We start from the raw sequence: 15,115 nt of genomic DNA, 5'->3' as shown, positions 1-15,115 counted from the left end.
ACCTACAAGGAGAAACCGTCGTGTCCCATCCTCCGCTCACCCAGCTCTCCGACGAGGAGCGCCTCTTCCGCGACTCGGTGCTTGATTTCGCCAGGAAGCGCATCGCGCCGCGCGCGGCGGCGATGGACGAGCAGGGCGCGCTCGACCGCGATCTGCTCCCTCCGCTGTTCGATCTCGGCCTCATGGGCATCGAGATCCCGGAGTCTTACGGGGGCTCCGGCGCGAGCTTCTTCAACGCGATCCTCGCGGTCGAGGCGCTCGCCGTGGTCGACCCGAGCCTCAGCGTGCTCATCGACGTGCAGAACACGCTGGTGGCCAATGCGTTCCTTCGCTGGGGCAGCGAGGCGCAGAAGGAGAAGTACCTCCCGCGGCTGAGCCGCGACTGGGTGGGCTCGTATGCGCTGAGCGAGGCGGGCTCCGGCTCGGACGCGTTCGCGCTCTCGGCCCGGGCCGAGCGCAAGGGCGACCGCTGGGTCCTGAACGGCCGCAAGCTGTGGATCACGAACGCGAACGAGAGCTCGCTGTTCCTTGTGTTCGCCAGCGTCGACCCGTCGAAGGGGTACAAGGGCATCACGGCCTTCGTTGTCGAGCGCTCTTTCCCTGGGTTCTCGGTGGGCAAGAAGGAGAACAAGCTCGGGATCCGCGCCTCCAGCACGTGCGAGCTCGTCCTCGAGGACTGCGAGGTGCCGGAGGGCAACGTGCTCGGCGAGGTCGGCAAGGGCTACAAGATCGCGATCGAGACCTTGAACGAGGGTCGGATCGGCATCGGCGCGCAGATGCTCGGCCTGGCCGCGGGCGCGTTCGAGCACGCGATGCGCTACATGGGCGAGCGGAAGCAGTTCGGGCAGTCGATCGCGAGCTTCCAGGGCGTGCAGTTCCAGTATGCGCGGGTGGCCATGGAGATCGAGGCCGCGCGCCTCCTTGTCTACAACGCCGCTCGGCTCAAGGACGCGGGCCAGCCGTTCGTGAAGGAGGCTGCGATGGCCAAGCTGTTCGCGTCCGAGGTGGCCGAGCGGACGGCGTCGCTCAGCATCGAGTTCATGGGCGGCGTCGGGTTCACCAGGGACTATCCGGTCGAGAAGCTCTACCGCGACGCGAAGATCGGGAAGATCTACGAGGGCACGTCGAACATGCAGCTGTCCACGATCGCGAAGCTGCTCCAGACCGAGTACGACGTGAAGGGCTGAGCGGGCGCCTCTCAGCGTCTCCGCTTCCATGACTCGGGTCTTCGGCGCGTGTGAAAGCACGCGACGAAGACGACGACGTCATCCATCAGACGGAAAAACAGGCCATAGGGAAAGCGGCGGACGAGCGCCCGGCGGGTTTGGCGGTGCAGCGCTGCGTACGCGGTGGGTGCTTCGACAACCGCTTGCATCGCGGCGCGGACCTCGGTCAGGAACTCCTCTCCGAGGCCGTCGCGCTCTCGCTCGTACCAGGCGTAGGCTCGCGCGATATCCGCCGCAGCAGCGGGCCGGACGAGGTACGGCCTCACCGTGACCGAGCGCGCGCCTGGGCGACGACCTCATCCCAGGTGAGCCCGACCGGTCCCTCGGCCTCGAGCTCATCGAGGCGCCGATCGAGCTCGACGCGCTGCGCGTCGCTGAGAGGGAACTCGCCAGGATCTCGCCCGAGGCTCGACCAGAGCTCGTCGAGGAGGTCGAGCTGCTCGTCGCGGCTCAGTCGGGCGATGTCCAGCGCGGCCTTGGCCATACCTTCGGAAGTATCGCACAACGCACCCGCCGGAACAATCCGCAGGGCCCTGGCCGCGTCACGGCAGCTGTCGCTTGAGATCGGCGAGCGAGCGCAGCGTCGACAGCTGCTGTGGCAGGATCACGTCGCGGACCAGGACGTGCGACTCGGAGTCGAGCTCCTCGATGTCGTTCCGGTAGTCCTTCAGGCCGTAATCCTCGCCCTCCGCGAGCACCGAGAGCGCCGTCCTGTCGCCGAGCGCCAGCGCGGTCCGCTCGACGACCTTGGCGAACGCGCCCCATGGCCCGGAGCTCGACGGCGGGTCGCCTCCGAGCTCCTCGATCCGCCGGCGCAGCATCTGCACCCGCGCCTGGTGCGACGCCAGGTTGCGCCGTAGCTGCTCGATCACCCCGTCCTCGCGCGCCGCGGCGATCGCCTGACGGTAGGTCTCCACCGCGGACATCTCGCCGCGGCAGAACGATTTGAGCTGCTCGATCGCGTCGTCATCGATCAGGCCGTCCAGGCCCACGCTCTCCTCTGCGGTTGCGAGCTGTTCCATGGGTACTCTCCTGAGGTTGCTGATGAACGCCGATTCGTCTCCTCCCTACCTCCCGAGCAGCAGCCACCGCGTCATACGTCCGCGCGAGAACCGTGAGCGAGACCGCCAGAATCGACCTCGCCGCGGAGAGCGTACGACCTCTTGCCTCAGGGGTACATCTTCGCCTCACACCGGGTCGCCCTCGGTTGAACTCTTTGAATTCTATTCAAACTCCGTTCCACCCGCACGAATTCCCGCTCGCGCTGTGGCGAGCCCATCCCGCAGGGCGACGTGATCCGATGGAGGTGAAGCGAGGAGGAATGAGACCGCCAGGGCGCCGGCGCGCCCGAGCGCGGCGTCAGAGGGTCGCGAAGACGCGGGCGCCCTTGCTGGTGCCGCTGGCCCCTGCGGCGCCGACGCCGCGCAGGATCGCGTGCAGCACCGCGGCGTCAGCGTCGTCGCGCGCGAGCACGCCGAGGAGCATCGCCCCTTCCTTGAGGCGCCTCTCGACCTCCGGCGCGCGCTGCTCCGGGATCCCGGCGTCGACGAGCACGCTGCTCAGACTGGCCGTCTCGGCGGCCGAGCTCGCGTCCGCGAGCGTCACCGCGATGGGGCCGGCCACCGCGAGCCGCAGCCCGGGGACCACGAGCCCCGCGCCCGCCGCGGCGAGGATGGCGCCGAGCGCATGGCCCTGGACGGCCGCGCCGTACAGGCGTGAACGCGAGAAGCGCTGGCGGCGGGCGGCCTCGCTCACGATGACGCAGATGTCTCTCCGCGAGCGCCCGTGGTCCAGGATACGCCGGATGGCGTCCTCAGCCTCGACACGTGTCTGCACCATCTCGGTGATCAACCTCTGGCTCGCCATGCAGATCTCCCAGGCTGAGGGTCTCGTCGTTCGCTCTCCCTTCGCAGAACACGAAACGTACCGGGCGCGACCATCGCGGGAGGTCTGCGGAGCTGCTCACAGATCGGCGGCAGAAGGCCTCGCGCCCGGGGCACAATGCCACGGCGAGACCGTCACGCTGTGACGGATGGACACGGCGATCTCGTCGGCGCCCCCGCGGCACGGCGCGGGGCGCGGAGAGCACGGCGTGGGTCGGGGTTGCACCAGGGACGGGTCAGGCCGCGGCGCGCCGGACCTTGCCCTGTCGATGGGCGCGCTTCGGGCTCTCGGCAGCTCGCCGCGCCCTGTCGGCGCGACTCGCCTTCACGGCGCACACGCTCTCGCGGAGCTGGGTGGCGAGCGGCGCGGCGTCGCGCTCGCTGAAGCCGCGGACGATCCGGAGCATCCTGGCCTCCTCGGGCCGGAGCGCCGCGGTCGCCTCGTCCGTGACGGCCTCTTCCGCCTCGATCAGGGTCTGCAAGGCGCCCTCGGTGTAGGCGCGGATCACGGCGGGGTGGACATAACAACGCTGGCAGACCGCGCGCGTGTTGCCGAGGCGGGCGGACACCCTGTCGATCACCTGCGCCACGCACTTCTTCATCTGGCGAGCCGTGGTGGCGACCTCCATCTCGCAGAAGAAGAACGCGCACAGCACCGTGCCGGTCCAGGTGCGGAAGTCCTTGGCCGTGAACTCCTGCCCGGCGATCGAGCGCAGGTATTCGTTCACGTCATCGGAGTGGATGCGTTGCCGCTCCCCGCCCTCGTCGATGTACTGGAACAGCTCGTGGCCGGGCACGTCCTGGCAGCGCTTCACGATGCGCGCGAGCCGCCGGTCCCGCACTGTCAGCTCGTGTTCCTTGCCGCTCTTGCCCTTGAAGCGAAAACTTATGAGATCGCCCTTGATCTCGACGTGCTCGTCGTGGAGCGTGGTCAGACCGTACGAATCGTTGTCGCGCGCATACTCGTCGTTCCCGATGCGGATCGAGGTCTCGTCGAGCAGGCGCACCACGGTCGCCATCACCTTCTCGCGCGGGAGCCCGGGCAGCGCGAGATCGCGCTCGGCCGCCGCGCGGATCGCCGGGAGCGCCGCGCCGAACGCGAGCATGCGGTCGTACTTCGTCTCGTCGCGGACCTCGCGCCAGCGCGGGTGATACCGGTACTGCTTCCTCCCGCGCGCGTCCCGGCCGGTGGCCTGGATGTGCCCGCGCTCGCTCTGGCAGATCCACACCCCGGTCCAGGCCGGCGGGATCGCGAGGTGGCGGATCCGCTTCAGGGTCGCCTCGTCCCTGACGAGACGCCCCTCGGGGTCGAGGTACTTGAAGCCCTTGCCCGCCTTCCGCCTGGAGATGCCCGGCTCGTCGTCGTTCACGTACCGGAGCCCGGCCGCCTTCGCGGACTCGATCGGCGACGGCGTGAGCGGCGCGGCCGCCGAGAGCTCGCCCACGGTGAGCGCGAGCTCGACCGTCTCAACGGACTCGATCGACAGGCTGACGCGGCGCCGCCGGACGGCGACGTCGCTCGGGGCGGAGCGGCGCGCGCTGTGTGGAGTGCTCCGCGGGCGGCGCCTGGATCGGGGGGTCGTGCTGCTGGCGCTCTTCATGGCGCGTCGACCTCAGAGGGCTGCCTCCAGGGCCGCGCCCCGCGACCGCTCGCGGTGCGCCTCGTCGATGAACCGCCGCACCTCGTTGTCGATCGCCGCGATCGCCATCCGCTGGAACATGCGCAGCGGCAGCGGCACCTCGATCTCGAGGTCGACGGTCCTGGGCCGGAGCTCGAGCCGCCCCCCGAGCTTGCAGCCCTTGAAGGAGAAGCCGAGATCCGCGCGCCGCTCGTCGCTCCAGAGCATGGACGGGGCGTACTCCGCGTACCGATCGCAATACCGCGCCATCGCCCTCAGGACGGCGTTCTTCGCTTCATCGTCGTTCAGGTCGTGATGGACCGTGTGCTTCATGATGACCTCGGGTGATGGCTGGAAGCTCGGCTCCAGCGGGAGCTGACGTGCGACAGGCTCGGCAGCCCGTCGGTCGCAGAGAGCAAGCTGGGTGCCGCCGGCTCCGGCGGGGACGACCGCCCCGACCAGACCATTTCTCCGGAAATCCGGGCAAGATCGCGCACATCCGCGCGCCGTGCGTGGCGAGGTTCGCCACACGCGGGGCAGATCGCTACGGCGAGCCCAGCGCCCGCACGGCGAGCCCAGCGCCCGCCGGCCCGCGCCACGGGTCAGCTCGGCGGCACGGCACGTGCGTTCCACCCGTTCATGCAGGGAGCTCGGGCCGCGAAGTCACCATCTGGGCTCCGAGGGTGGCTCGGCCCGCGCGCGAGCAAGGCGCTGAAGGGGGTGTTGCTCCTGCCGGTGGCGCTCTGGCTCGGCTACGTCGTCATCGTCAACGTCATGCTGAGCACGAAGCTCATGGCGAGGCTCGTCAGCTACAACCCGATCGACGTAACGCTGGTTTACGGTTCGGCGTGGAGCCTCTGGCCGGGCGTCGTGCACGTCAAGGAGATCCGGCTCAGCGGGGCGGACAGCGTGCTGGAGTGGGCGGTGGTGCTCGACGAGGTGCACGCCGACATCCACCTGACCGATCTGCTCCGGAAGAAGTTTCATGCGGAGGACGTCCGCGGGGAAGGCTTCATGTTCCGCATGCGCTTGCTCGTGGATCCGACGAGCGAGCGCGATCTGGAGGCGCCGCACATCCAGGCGCTGCCCCCCATCCCGGAGTTCACGAACCCTCCGCTCAAGCCGGAGCTGCCGCCGAAGCGCGATCTCGAGAGCTCGGACGAGGGCTACAACCTCTGGACAGTGCACCTGGAGGGCGTGGACACGACGCTCGAGGAGGTCTGGATCCAGCAGGTCCGGTATGCCGGCGGCGGCCGCGTGCGCGGGGGGTTCTACTACAAGCCGCTCCGCTCGGTCCGCGTCGGGCCGATCGCGCTGGAGCTCCGGTCGGGCGAGGTCCACCTCGCCGACCGCGTCATCGCGCGGCTCGACGCCGACGCCGACGTGACGATGAACACGTTCGATCCGCGCGACATCGAGGGGCTCGACATCTTCGACACCACCTGGGCGCGCGTGCGCCTCGACGCGCAGCTCCCGGGGCTCGATTTCATCCACTTTTACACGGGCGAGGGCGCCGAGCCGCGGATCGAGGACGGCAGCGGCGGGCTCCGGACGAACCTCGTCGTGAACCGGGGGAAGGTCGAGCCGGGCAGCTCCCTCTCGTACGGGACGAGCCACCTCGTGGCCTCCGCCTCGTCGCACCGGGCGACCGTCGCGGCCGACGTGGAGCTCCGCGTCGACGAGCGCGGGGAGGCGCGCCTCGCGGTGACGGTGCCCCGCGCGACGCTCGCGCGCCCGGAGAAGGGGCTGCCGCCCATCGTGGTGGAGAGGGCGAGCGCCGTCTTCGATGCGCCGGAGCTCCACCTCCTGCGGCTCCCGCCGGGGTTCTCGTCGAAGGTGGAGGTCGTCGCCGCGGCGATCCCGGATCTCCGCTGGCTGAACCCGGACGGCGCCGCGCCGGACGCGCCGCGGTTCACGGGCGGCGCCGCCTTCGTGCGGAGCAGCCTCGAGGTCGACCGGCTGGGCCGGGGGACGGGCGCGCTGAGCCTCCTGCTCAAGCAGGGGGCGCTGACGTGGAAGGACACCCGCGTGAAGGGCGACGTCGAGGCGCGCCTGGCGCTCGCCGCGGCGAACGTCCTGGGCCCGACGGCCACGCTCGGGAAGAGCCGTATCGAGATCAAGGACCTCGCGATCGAGCACGAGGGCGAGGCGTGGCCGGGCTGGTGGGCGCGCGTCGACATCGACGACGCGAAGATGGGACGGGGGCTGATGGAGGCGGCGATCCGGATCGAGTGCAAGGACGCGATGCCTGCGGTGAGGCTGCTCGACGCCGAGGACGTCATCCCCAGGTGGGCCGCGGGGCTCCTCACCATGGAGGGGCTCAAGGCGTCGGCGACGGTGAGGCGGAAGGAGAGCGGCGTCGATTTCAGGCTGCTGGAGGCGCAAGGGGGGAACCTCGCCATCCGCGGGCGGCTCACGAAGTCGGACGGCCAGGAGCCCCTCGGAGCGTTCCTCGTGAAGAGCGGGCTGCTCTCGGTGGGGATCAATCTCGAGCGGGACGGCGCCGGGGTGCACCCGCTCGTGGGCGACGACTGGGTGAACGAGAAGATGGCCGCGCTGGGCCGGTGAGCCGCCGCCCGCGGGCGAGGGGCCCGAGGGGTTTGCGCGCGGCGCGGAGATGCGCTGAGGTGCCGCATGGACAAGGCCATCCGGATCCGCGCCGCCCGGCCGACCGACGCTGACCGGGAGGCCGTGGCGCGCCTCAACGCCGCCGTCCCGCGCGAGGAGCGGCACGACATCGAGCCGCGCTCGCCCGGCGCGCTGAGGGAGCTCGACGAGCTGCTCGCGCGGCGCGGCCACGCGCTCGGGCGCCACGTGGCCGAGGGGGTCGCGACGGGCGAGGTCGTGGCGTACGGGCACTGGTTCCACGTCCCGTGGGCGCACCACCCGGCGCGGTTCTGGTGCTCCGTGCGGTGCGCTCCGGACCACCGCCGCCGCGGCATCGGCGCCCGGCTCTTCGCGGCGATGGAGCGCGACCTCGAGCGCCTGGGCGCCCGCGAGCTCCGCTCCATGGCGCGCGAGACGCAGCCGGAGATGGTCGCGCTCGCGGCGAGGCTCGGCTTCCGGGAGCTCTTCCGGAGCTGGGACTTCGAGCTCGATCTGGCGCAGGGGAGCGCGCCGCGCGCCGGGGAGGGCTCGCCGCCGCCGGGCATCGCGATCGCGCCGCTCTCGGAGGAGCGGGCGCGCCGGCCCGGGTGGCTTCCGGAGCTGCACGCGCTCTACCTCGCCGTGAGCCGCGAGGTGCCGCTGCCGAACCACGTCGACCCCGAGCTGCCGGCGGAGGCGTTCGCGGCCTACCTGGAGGGGTCGCCGGCGTCGCTGCCCGAGGCGTGCTTCCTCGCGAAGGAAGGAGGCCAGTACGTCGGGCTGTGCATCCTGCACCGGAACGAGGAGGACCCCGCGTGCCTCGACCACCTGTTCACGGGCGTGGCGGCGGGGAGCCGCGGGCGCGGGGTGGCGAGGGCGCTCAAGCTGGAGACGGTCGCCTTCGCGCGGCGCCGGGGCTACGCGCGGATCGCGACGGCGGTCGAGTCGAACAACCCGGGGATGCTGGCGCTGAACGAGCAGCTCGGGTTCGTGCGGCGCGGGGGCCTCGTCGTGCTCGAGAAGCGGCTGTAGGGATCGCGAGGCGATCCCTGCGCGAGACGCGGGCGCGTCGAGCTGCGCGCGCCTCCCGCTTCACGTCTCCAGATCGCACTTCAGCCGATCGAGGAGATCGACCGCGGCGGACGCGTAGCGGCTGATCCACCGGTCGTGGATCCGCTTGATCGGGAGCACGTTCAGGTAATTCCAGCGGTGGCGCCCCTCGCGCCTGGCGATCACCAGATCGGCCTTCTCCAGCACGCCGAGGTGCTGCATCACCGTGCAGCGATCCCAGTCGGCGAAATGGTCGCAGAGCTCGCCCGTGGTCTTCGGCCCGCCGGCGAGCAAGTCCAGGATCTCTCGCCTTCGACCGTCTGCCAGCGCCTTGAAGACGAGGTCATCCGGCTCAGCGCTTGACATGTTATAAGAATATAACATAATGCGGGGGCGGTCAATCGACGCGTGCAAGTAGGTCCGTACGGCCGGTGCGCCGGTACGTCCGCACGCCGGTGCATCGGCGCGCCGGTGCGCCGTGCGAGGTCGAGGCGTTGCCGCGACAAGGAGGCGTCATGGAGCTCAAATTTCAGGTGCAGACGAAGATCCAGAAGCCCGTCCACGAGGTCTTCGATGCGGTCTACAACCCGAAGAAGCTCAGCGGGTATTTCACGACGGGCGGCGCGAGCGGTCCGCTCGACGAGGGGGCGACCGTCATGTGGAGCTTCGCCGATTTCGATGGCGGCAAGCCCTTTCCTGTCCACGTCAAGCAGGTCATCGCCGACAAGCTCATCGCCTTCGAGTGGGCGGCCGGCGAGCCCGGCGACGCCGGCGACGGGAAATCGGTGAAGGAGCTCCCTTACAACACGAGGGTGGAGATGCATTTCGAGTCCCTGGGCCCGAGCTCGACGCTCGTCCGGATCGCCGAGTCGGGCTGGAAGGAGACCGAGAGCGGATTGCAGGCCTCCTACGGGAATTGCCAGGGCTGGATGCACATGGCCTGCTGTCTGAAGGCGTACATCGAGCACGGCATCAACCTGCGCGAGGGCTCGTTCTAGGCTGGCAGCGCCCTCGCGGCGCCGCGCGCGGGAGAGGCTGACCGGGAGACGGGAGCGAGAGCTCAACCGTTCCACCTCAACTTGGGGGATTTCCCCTCACGGGAAGGCCGGTGCGGCCAGCTCGTTGAGGTACTCCTCGAGGTTCGTGTAGCCGTCCCCGTCGTCATCCCCGTTCCGGTCGCCGGCGCCGTTCGGGTCGAGGTTTCGGTCCGTCTCCCAGGCGTCGGGCATGCCATCACGATCCGTGTCGGCCATCGGCGCTCCGGTGGCGAGCGCACCGTATCCATCGGCGCGCACGCCGAGGTCCGACTCGTCCTGGATCTTGATGCCGCCCTGCTCGCCGATGTTCCGCACGAGCAAGGCGTCGACCTCATCGCGGGCAGGAATCACCGCGCCAACCCCGGCCATCACGCGCTCGTAGGCCAGAGGCGCATCGTCGGTGCAGACCTGCGGCGCGGCGAGCCGCTCGTTCAGCTGCGTCGCCGTACCCACCATGCTCCAGTCGTCCTTCGATACGTCGAGCACGCCGTTGCCGTTACCGTCGAGCAGGTTGCCCTCGAAATAGAGGTTGTACGTGGGGACCCCATCCGCGTTTGTCGACCCCGACACGAACGCCTGGGTCGCGGTCCGCTCGCCGTGGGCGATGAAGTAATTGCCGACGGCGTTCGCGTAGTGCATGCCGTTCGCCGTGTCCGCCATGATGAACGGGTGCTTGCTGATGCTCCAGCCCTGCGATTCGCCGTACGGATCAGGAGCGTTCCAGCCATAGATGACGTTGTTGACGAAGTCGAGCACGCGCCCGTCCTCGGAGCGCGCCTTCGGGTTGCGCGTACCGTTGAAAGCATAAACGGAGTGATGAATCGTGGCGTTGCTCGCGGTGAGGAGCGACCCTGCGGAGTGGTTGTTGCGCGCGAGTCCCCAGGCGACGATCGACCATTGCACCGTGAGGTTCCTCGGCCCCACGGCTTCGTCCCCTGGCATGGAAAAGTTCTCGTCGGTCCCGAAGCCGACCGAGCAGTGGTCGATCATCACATCGCTCGCCGCCGAGCTCACGGTCATCGCGTCGTCCCTCGCCGTGGTCGCGACGATGCCGCGCCTGACCCGCAGAAAGCGAACGATGATGTTATCGCCCCCGATGGAGAATTTCCTGCCTCGGACCCCGACGCCGCCCCCCGGAGCCGTCTGTCCGGCGATGGTGATGTTGTTCTGCGTGATTCCCAGATTGCTGCTGAGCGTGATCCACCCGCTCACGTCGAACACGACGGTCCGGTTGCCCGCGCTCACGCATTCCCTGAGGGAGCCTGGGCCCGAATCGTCGAGGTGGGTCACATGACACACGTCCCCGCCGCGTCCGCCTGACGACAGGCGGCCGAACCCCTCGGCCCCAGGGAACGCGAGCCGCTGTCCTGTCGCGAGGGGCTCACAAGGCGCCGGCCCCGCGGGTGTCCCTCCCGCGCTTCCCGAGCCGCCCTCGCCGGCGCCCGTCCCGCCGCCTCCAGCGCTGACCGGGCTGCCGCCCGTCCCGCCGCTGCCCGAGCTCACGGCGACGGTGTCACCGCCGCCGGACGCGCTGCCGCCCGAGAACCCGCCGGCCCCGACCGTCCCTGGGTCCCCGCGCGAACCGTTGCCGGAGCTGCAAGCGGCAGAGAGGATCGTGATGCACAGAGCCCATGGTTCGAGGTGGCGCATGAGCAATCCCTCAGCACGACCGCCAAGCCACGGCAAGGAGGCGCCCCTTCAGCCGAGCCCGAGCCTCCCACAGCGCGAGCTCGCGCTCGACGCCCGAGAGCGCGCCCAGGACGACCGCTCACCGGTCGCCTCCGGGCTCCTGCAATGTGCGGAAGTTGAGCGCCTCGAAGCCCGGGCGGTAGGCGGCGGCATCGAAGGCAGGGTCGATGTTCTCGGCGCGGAAGAGCTGCAACATCCGCTCTGCCTCGGCGCGCTCCGCCCCCTCGCGCTCCGGCCCGGGGAGCGCGGACCTGGCCCGGGCGCGCGCCTCGGCCTCGGCGCGCTCGGAAGCGGGCGCGCCGACGCCCCAGACCGCCCCGGTCGCCGGATCGTGGAACGTGCCGATGTGCCGGAACGTGAGCGAGATCCGCGACGTCCGGCCCTCGCCCTCCGCGTCGCCCTCCTGCCGGATGGCGTGATAAAATCGGCGGTTCGTCTCCAGGTCCATGACCAGCAGCGAGCCGTGCGGCAGAGGGACCTTCTGGAGGGCCTCTCCTTCCGCGGCGCGCTTGGGCCGGAGCACCATGGTGCGCTGTCGTCCCAGCGAGACGTTCACGATGAACGACGGGCGCACGAGGTCGAGCGTCTTGTCCGAGTGCCGCAGCAGAGCGACGTCTCGCCCGCGCCGATGCCGGTGACGCGCACCGGCCCGGGTCCGTCGGTGAGCAGGTCGGCCCAGCGGCGGTGCCGGCCGCCCAGGCCCTCGATCTCGCGCAGCGCCGCGGCGTGCTTGCCCGCGGTCCCCGCCGAGGTCGCGTCCCCGAGGACCTCGACGTCGTAGCCGAGCCGGCGCGCGTCGCGCGCGGCGGCGAGGACACACACGTTTGTCGCGACGCCGCACAGGACCACGGCGGTCACGCCCGCCTCCTCCAGCCGGGCGTGCAGATCGGTGTCGCGGAAGGGCGAATACCAGCGCTTCTCGACGTGCCATTCCGCCGTCCCCGCGGGGCGCTCGGCCCGCACCGGCGCGAGCGCCGGGAACAGCTCGGCGCCCCACGTGCCGCGGGCGCAGCACGCGCTGCCGGTGTGCGTCTGCCCGCGGAGCGCGTCCGGGGCCGCGTCGAGCTCGCCGTAGACTGCGGTCACCCACACCACGACGCGCCCCTGCGCGCGCGCGGCGCGCACAAGCCAGCCCACGCTCTGCGCGAGCGTTTGCGGATCGCAGTGCCGCTTCGAGAACGCGCCTCCCTCCGCGAGGAAGTCGTTCTGCATGTCGATGATCAGCAGCGCCGTGCGCGCCGGGTCCCGGGGGTGTGGCCGCTCTGTCACGTCCTTCGTGTCCTGTCACCGGGGACGAGCGGCGCTCTGGCCTTGAGCGCCTCGAGTCGTCTTGCCTTGTTCGCCTGCGGGGGCGCTCCGTTGCTGGCGCAGGATGGAGTGCTTCAGCCCGGCCTGCAGGTTCGACAGCGTGGTGAGGTTCTGCAGATCGAGCCCGAGGCTCACGACCGTCTGGGCGACGGTCGGCCGGATCCCCGTGATGATGCCCTCGGCGCCGAGCAGCTGGAGGGCGCGGATGAGCTTGATGATGTAGTTGGCGGTCTGGGTGTCCACCGTCTCGACGCCGGTGAGATCCAGGATGGTGCACCGCGCCTGCGTGCGGACGACGGCCTCGAGCAGGCTGTCCATCACCTCCGCTGCCCTCGCGCTGTCGATGACCCCGATCATCGGCAGCGCCAGCACCCCGTCCCAGACCTGAAGGATGGGCGTCGACAGATCGCGAATGACCCGCTGCTGCACCTCGATGAGCGCCAGCTTGTCCTGGAGATCCTGCTCCCGGCGGCGGCTCTCGGTGATGTCGATCGAGACGCACGCGGCCGCCATGGTCGTCTCGCCGCCGGAGCGGACGGGCATGAACCAGGTCTCCCAGGTGCGGCCGTTCCCCTCCGCGACGTTGTGGGACGCCTCGCCGTCCAGGGCCTGTCTCAGCGCCGTCATGTCCTGGCCCGCGTAGAGCTCGAACACGTTCTTCCCGAGGGCCCATCTCGGGGCCAGACCGAGCACCTTCAGCGCCGCGCCATCGTAGTAGAGGAACGTGCCCTCCTCGTCGACTGCCCAGCACGAGACCGGGAGGCTCTCCACGATGGTGCGGAGCAGGTGCTCCTCGAGGGCGTGGCGCGCCTCTTTCTGGACCCGCGCCGTCACATCCCGCCCGAAGCACACGACGCCGGTCACCTCCCCTCGCTCGTCGACGATGCGCTCGTGCAGCCACTCGCAGTGCGTCTCGCCCCCGTCCTTGCGGACATGGGCCCAGATCCGGGGCTCTCCGGCGTCCTCCTCGAGCAACCGCCGCCACGCCGCGGCGTCGCCCCGCGCGGCGACCAGCGCGTCGATCCTCCGGCCGATCGCCTCTCCCGGCGCGAAGCCCAGCAGGCGCTCCGCCGCACCGTTCCAGGCGACGATGTCGAGATCACGGGAGAGCTCGACGATCCCGAGCGGCGCTCGCTGCAAGAGGGCCGCGTACCAGTCCGCTGACCTCACGGTCGATCCGGACGTTCCCTGCGGTGGTCTCGTGCTCCCCATGAAGACGTTATACGACGACCCGCGCAGCGCGGACAGAGCTCGTGCAGTGAGCGCTGATTTCGGCTCATCGCCTTTCAACCTGCTCGGTGCTCTCGCGCCAGAGTGGCTCGTACCGCGCGGGCGCCACGAAGCGCGCGTGTCAGCCCTCGCCCGAGAGCACCGCGGCGATGGCAGCGCGCTGCCCTCGAGGCCGCCCGGCCGCGTCGGCGTGGGCCATGTCGAGGGCGGCCAGCACCGTCGAGAGCGTCGTCTGGTCCAGGATCGACGACGCCTCGATGGCCTGGAGGTCCTCTCCAACGAAGTTCCTCGGGCAGGCGTCGATGACCGGCAGCGCTCGCCCACCGGCCGGCGCGAACCGGATGGGCAGGCCGTGGGTGCGGCAGATGAGCGGCCGCGCCGCGTAGATCGCGCACCGCCCCTCCCCGTCGAGCGCCGGGCACACGCCGGGGTCGCCCGCCCGCGCGCGCCCGGCGAGCGCCGCGCGGCCGGCCTCCGGGAGCGCCGCGAGCGCCTCGCGGATCGCGTCGGCCTCGATCGACGTCACCGAGAACCGCCGCCGGCAGCAGTCGCTGCACCCCGACGCGCAGGCCATCCGCCCGCCGTGGCGCGCGCTCGCGCTCGAGAAGAACGCGTCAACCTTGGCGAAGAGCTCGCGGAGACGCTCGATCGGCGGGGGATTCACGCGCCGGGTTCTAGCAGCCCGAGGACCCCGGCGCGTGGCATTCGTTGATGGGATCGGGGAACGACACGCCTTGCTCGAGCAGGAAGGCCCGGAGCTGCCGCCAATCAGCCCGCTGCTGCTCCGCTCGGCGGCCGGCCGGACCGTTCCGGGCGAGCATGCTGGTGTGGAACAGCGGGAAGAGCCAGCGACCATACCAGCGCACCGGTCGCGCCACGGCATTCCTCATACCGCGCAGACAATGATCCTCGATAATCCGAGTGGCGGCCAGCGCTGCACCCCCCACTGGCGCGACCACCTTTGGCCGCAGGACCGCGATCTGCCGCTGGAGGTTCCCCGAGCATTTGCGGGTCTGCAAGACGCGCACAGGGAACTTTCCGCCGGAGCCTGCCGGCAGGCAGAGCACGGAGTTCGTGACCTGAAATGCGGACGCCTGCAGTCCAAGCTCCTCGGTCAAGAGCTGATGGGTGAAGCTCCCGGAGGGGTCCGTGTCCGGATCGACAGTAAGATACTGCTTCGCCGGGTTGACCGTATCGTCCAGATTCGGGGCCTCGAAGACAAAAAGCACGCCTTCCGGCCAGGGACGAAAGCGGCCAAAGAGCGGGCGCGCTGCAGCGTCGATCAACGGCGGCGCGCAGCTCTCCCGGCAGACCTGGCACGGTCCGAGATCTCGTTGAAGCTCTCGCCAGCGCGCCTCTACCGATTCCATGACGCTCCCTCCTCGAAGTGCACCACGTCAACCGAACGCGGCGAGGCTTCGATCACGACCCCGTGACTCGTTAGCACCTCGATCACAACGTCCAAGAGCATCCTTTTCCCCGCTTGG

The 15,115-nt window shown here is 70.2% G+C and carries 17 protein-coding genes; 4 read left to right on the top strand and 13 right to left on the bottom strand.

The window, feature by feature from the left end:
* The first annotated feature begins 20 nt into the window (after positions 1–20).
* Entirely contained in the window at positions 21–1,187 is a 1,167-nt protein-coding gene (locus WME75_RS06835) for an acyl-CoA dehydrogenase (protein WP_437487408.1), read from the top strand.
* 11 nt (positions 1,188–1,198) lie between these two features.
* On the opposite strand, the gene WME75_RS06830 is transcribed toward WME75_RS06835, so the two are convergent.
* The 6 genes from WME75_RS06830 to WME75_RS06805 form a co-directional block, all read right to left on the bottom strand.
* Positions 1,199–1,492, bottom strand: coding sequence for a type II toxin-antitoxin system RelE/ParE family toxin (locus tag WME75_RS06830; RefSeq protein WP_437487405.1), 294 nt, complete (start codon positions 1,490–1,492; stop codon positions 1,199–1,201).
* Positions 1,489–1,710 carry an addiction module protein gene (locus WME75_RS06825; protein WP_437487402.1) on the bottom strand — a complete coding sequence of 74 codons (222 nt, stop codon included), beginning with the start codon at positions 1,708–1,710 and terminating at the stop codon, positions 1,489–1,491. Before WME75_RS06825 ends, WME75_RS06830 begins: the two co-directional genes overlap by 4 nt.
* A 58-nt stretch (positions 1,711–1,768) precedes the next feature.
* Positions 1,769–2,248, bottom strand: a complete 480-nt coding sequence (locus WME75_RS06820) for a DUF2383 domain-containing protein (protein ID WP_437487399.1) — start codon at positions 2,246–2,248, stop codon at positions 1,769–1,771.
* 337 nt (positions 2,249–2,585) lie between these two features.
* Entirely contained in the window at positions 2,586–3,065 is a 480-nt protein-coding gene (locus tag WME75_RS06815) for a hypothetical protein (RefSeq protein ID WP_437487397.1), read from the bottom strand.
* A 280-nt stretch (positions 3,066–3,345) separates the two neighbouring features.
* A complete protein-coding gene (locus WME75_RS06810; RefSeq protein ID WP_437487394.1) occupies positions 3,346–4,710 on the bottom strand; it encodes a DNA topoisomerase IB in 1,365 nt (454 codons plus the stop codon).
* A 12-nt stretch (positions 4,711–4,722) separates the two neighbouring features.
* Positions 4,723–5,061 carry a polyhydroxyalkanoic acid system family protein gene (locus WME75_RS06805; RefSeq protein WP_437487391.1) on the bottom strand — a complete coding sequence of 113 codons (339 nt, stop codon included), beginning with the start codon at positions 5,059–5,061 and terminating at the stop codon, positions 4,723–4,725.
* Positions 5,062–5,448: 387 nt separating this feature from the next.
* Between WME75_RS06805 and WME75_RS06800 the strand changes: the two genes are divergently transcribed.
* Together WME75_RS06800 and WME75_RS06795 are read left to right on the top strand one after the other, a co-directional pair.
* Positions 5,449–7,296, top strand: coding sequence for a hypothetical protein (locus tag WME75_RS06800; protein ID WP_437487388.1), 1,848 nt, complete (start codon positions 5,449–5,451; stop codon positions 7,294–7,296).
* 66 nt (positions 7,297–7,362) lie between these two features.
* A complete protein-coding gene (locus WME75_RS06795; RefSeq protein WP_437487386.1) occupies positions 7,363–8,346 on the top strand; it encodes an N-acetyltransferase family protein in 984 nt (327 codons plus the stop codon).
* Between the two features lie 60 nt (positions 8,347–8,406).
* On the opposite strand, the gene WME75_RS06790 is transcribed toward WME75_RS06795, so the two are convergent.
* Positions 8,407–8,730, bottom strand: coding sequence for an ArsR/SmtB family transcription factor (locus tag WME75_RS06790; protein ID WP_437487383.1), 324 nt, complete (start codon positions 8,728–8,730; stop codon positions 8,407–8,409).
* A gap of 149 nt (positions 8,731–8,879) precedes the next feature.
* On the opposite strand from WME75_RS06790, the gene WME75_RS06785 reads away from it, so the two are divergent.
* Positions 8,880–9,362, top strand: coding sequence for an SRPBCC domain-containing protein (locus WME75_RS06785; RefSeq protein ID WP_437487380.1), 483 nt, complete (start codon positions 8,880–8,882; stop codon positions 9,360–9,362).
* Between the two features lie 96 nt (positions 9,363–9,458).
* Here the strand turns inward: WME75_RS06785 and WME75_RS06780 are convergent, their stop codons facing one another.
* The 6 genes from WME75_RS06780 to WME75_RS06755 form a co-directional block, all read right to left on the bottom strand.
* Positions 9,459–11,051, bottom strand: coding sequence for a pectate lyase (locus tag WME75_RS06780; RefSeq protein WP_437487378.1), 1,593 nt, complete (start codon positions 11,049–11,051; stop codon positions 9,459–9,461).
* Positions 11,052–11,169: 118 nt separating this feature from the next.
* Positions 11,170–11,664: an alpha-ketoglutarate-dependent dioxygenase AlkB gene (locus tag WME75_RS06775; RefSeq protein WP_437487375.1), complete on the bottom strand. Its 495-nt coding sequence runs from the start codon at positions 11,662–11,664 to the stop codon at positions 11,170–11,172.
* Positions 11,643–12,359 (bottom strand): cysteine hydrolase family protein, encoded by a 717-nt coding sequence (locus tag WME75_RS06770; RefSeq protein WP_437487373.1) that lies wholly within the window; start codon positions 12,357–12,359, stop codon positions 11,643–11,645. Before WME75_RS06770 ends, WME75_RS06775 begins: the two co-directional genes overlap by 22 nt.
* 15 nt (positions 12,360–12,374) lie before the next feature.
* Positions 12,375–13,568: a PAS domain S-box protein gene (locus tag WME75_RS06765; protein WP_437487370.1), complete on the bottom strand. Its 1,194-nt coding sequence runs from the start codon at positions 13,566–13,568 to the stop codon at positions 12,375–12,377.
* Between the two features lie 181 nt (positions 13,569–13,749).
* Positions 13,750–14,292 (bottom strand): YkgJ family cysteine cluster protein, encoded by a 543-nt coding sequence (locus WME75_RS06760; RefSeq protein ID WP_437487367.1) that lies wholly within the window; start codon positions 14,290–14,292, stop codon positions 13,750–13,752.
* 10 nt (positions 14,293–14,302) lie between these two features.
* On the bottom strand, positions 14,303–14,998 hold the full coding sequence (locus tag WME75_RS06755) for a uracil-DNA glycosylase family protein (protein ID WP_437487364.1): 696 nt from the start codon (positions 14,996–14,998) through the stop codon (positions 14,303–14,305).
* Positions 14,999–15,115 lie beyond the last annotated feature (117 nt).

Source organism: Sorangium sp. So ce1014 (genome assembly GCF_051521505.1).
Lineage (GTDB): Bacteria > Myxococcota_A > Polyangia > Polyangiales > Polyangiaceae > Sorangium.
Note: the sequence above shows the minus strand (reverse complement) of the source record. Positions and strands in the feature narration are given on the sequence as shown.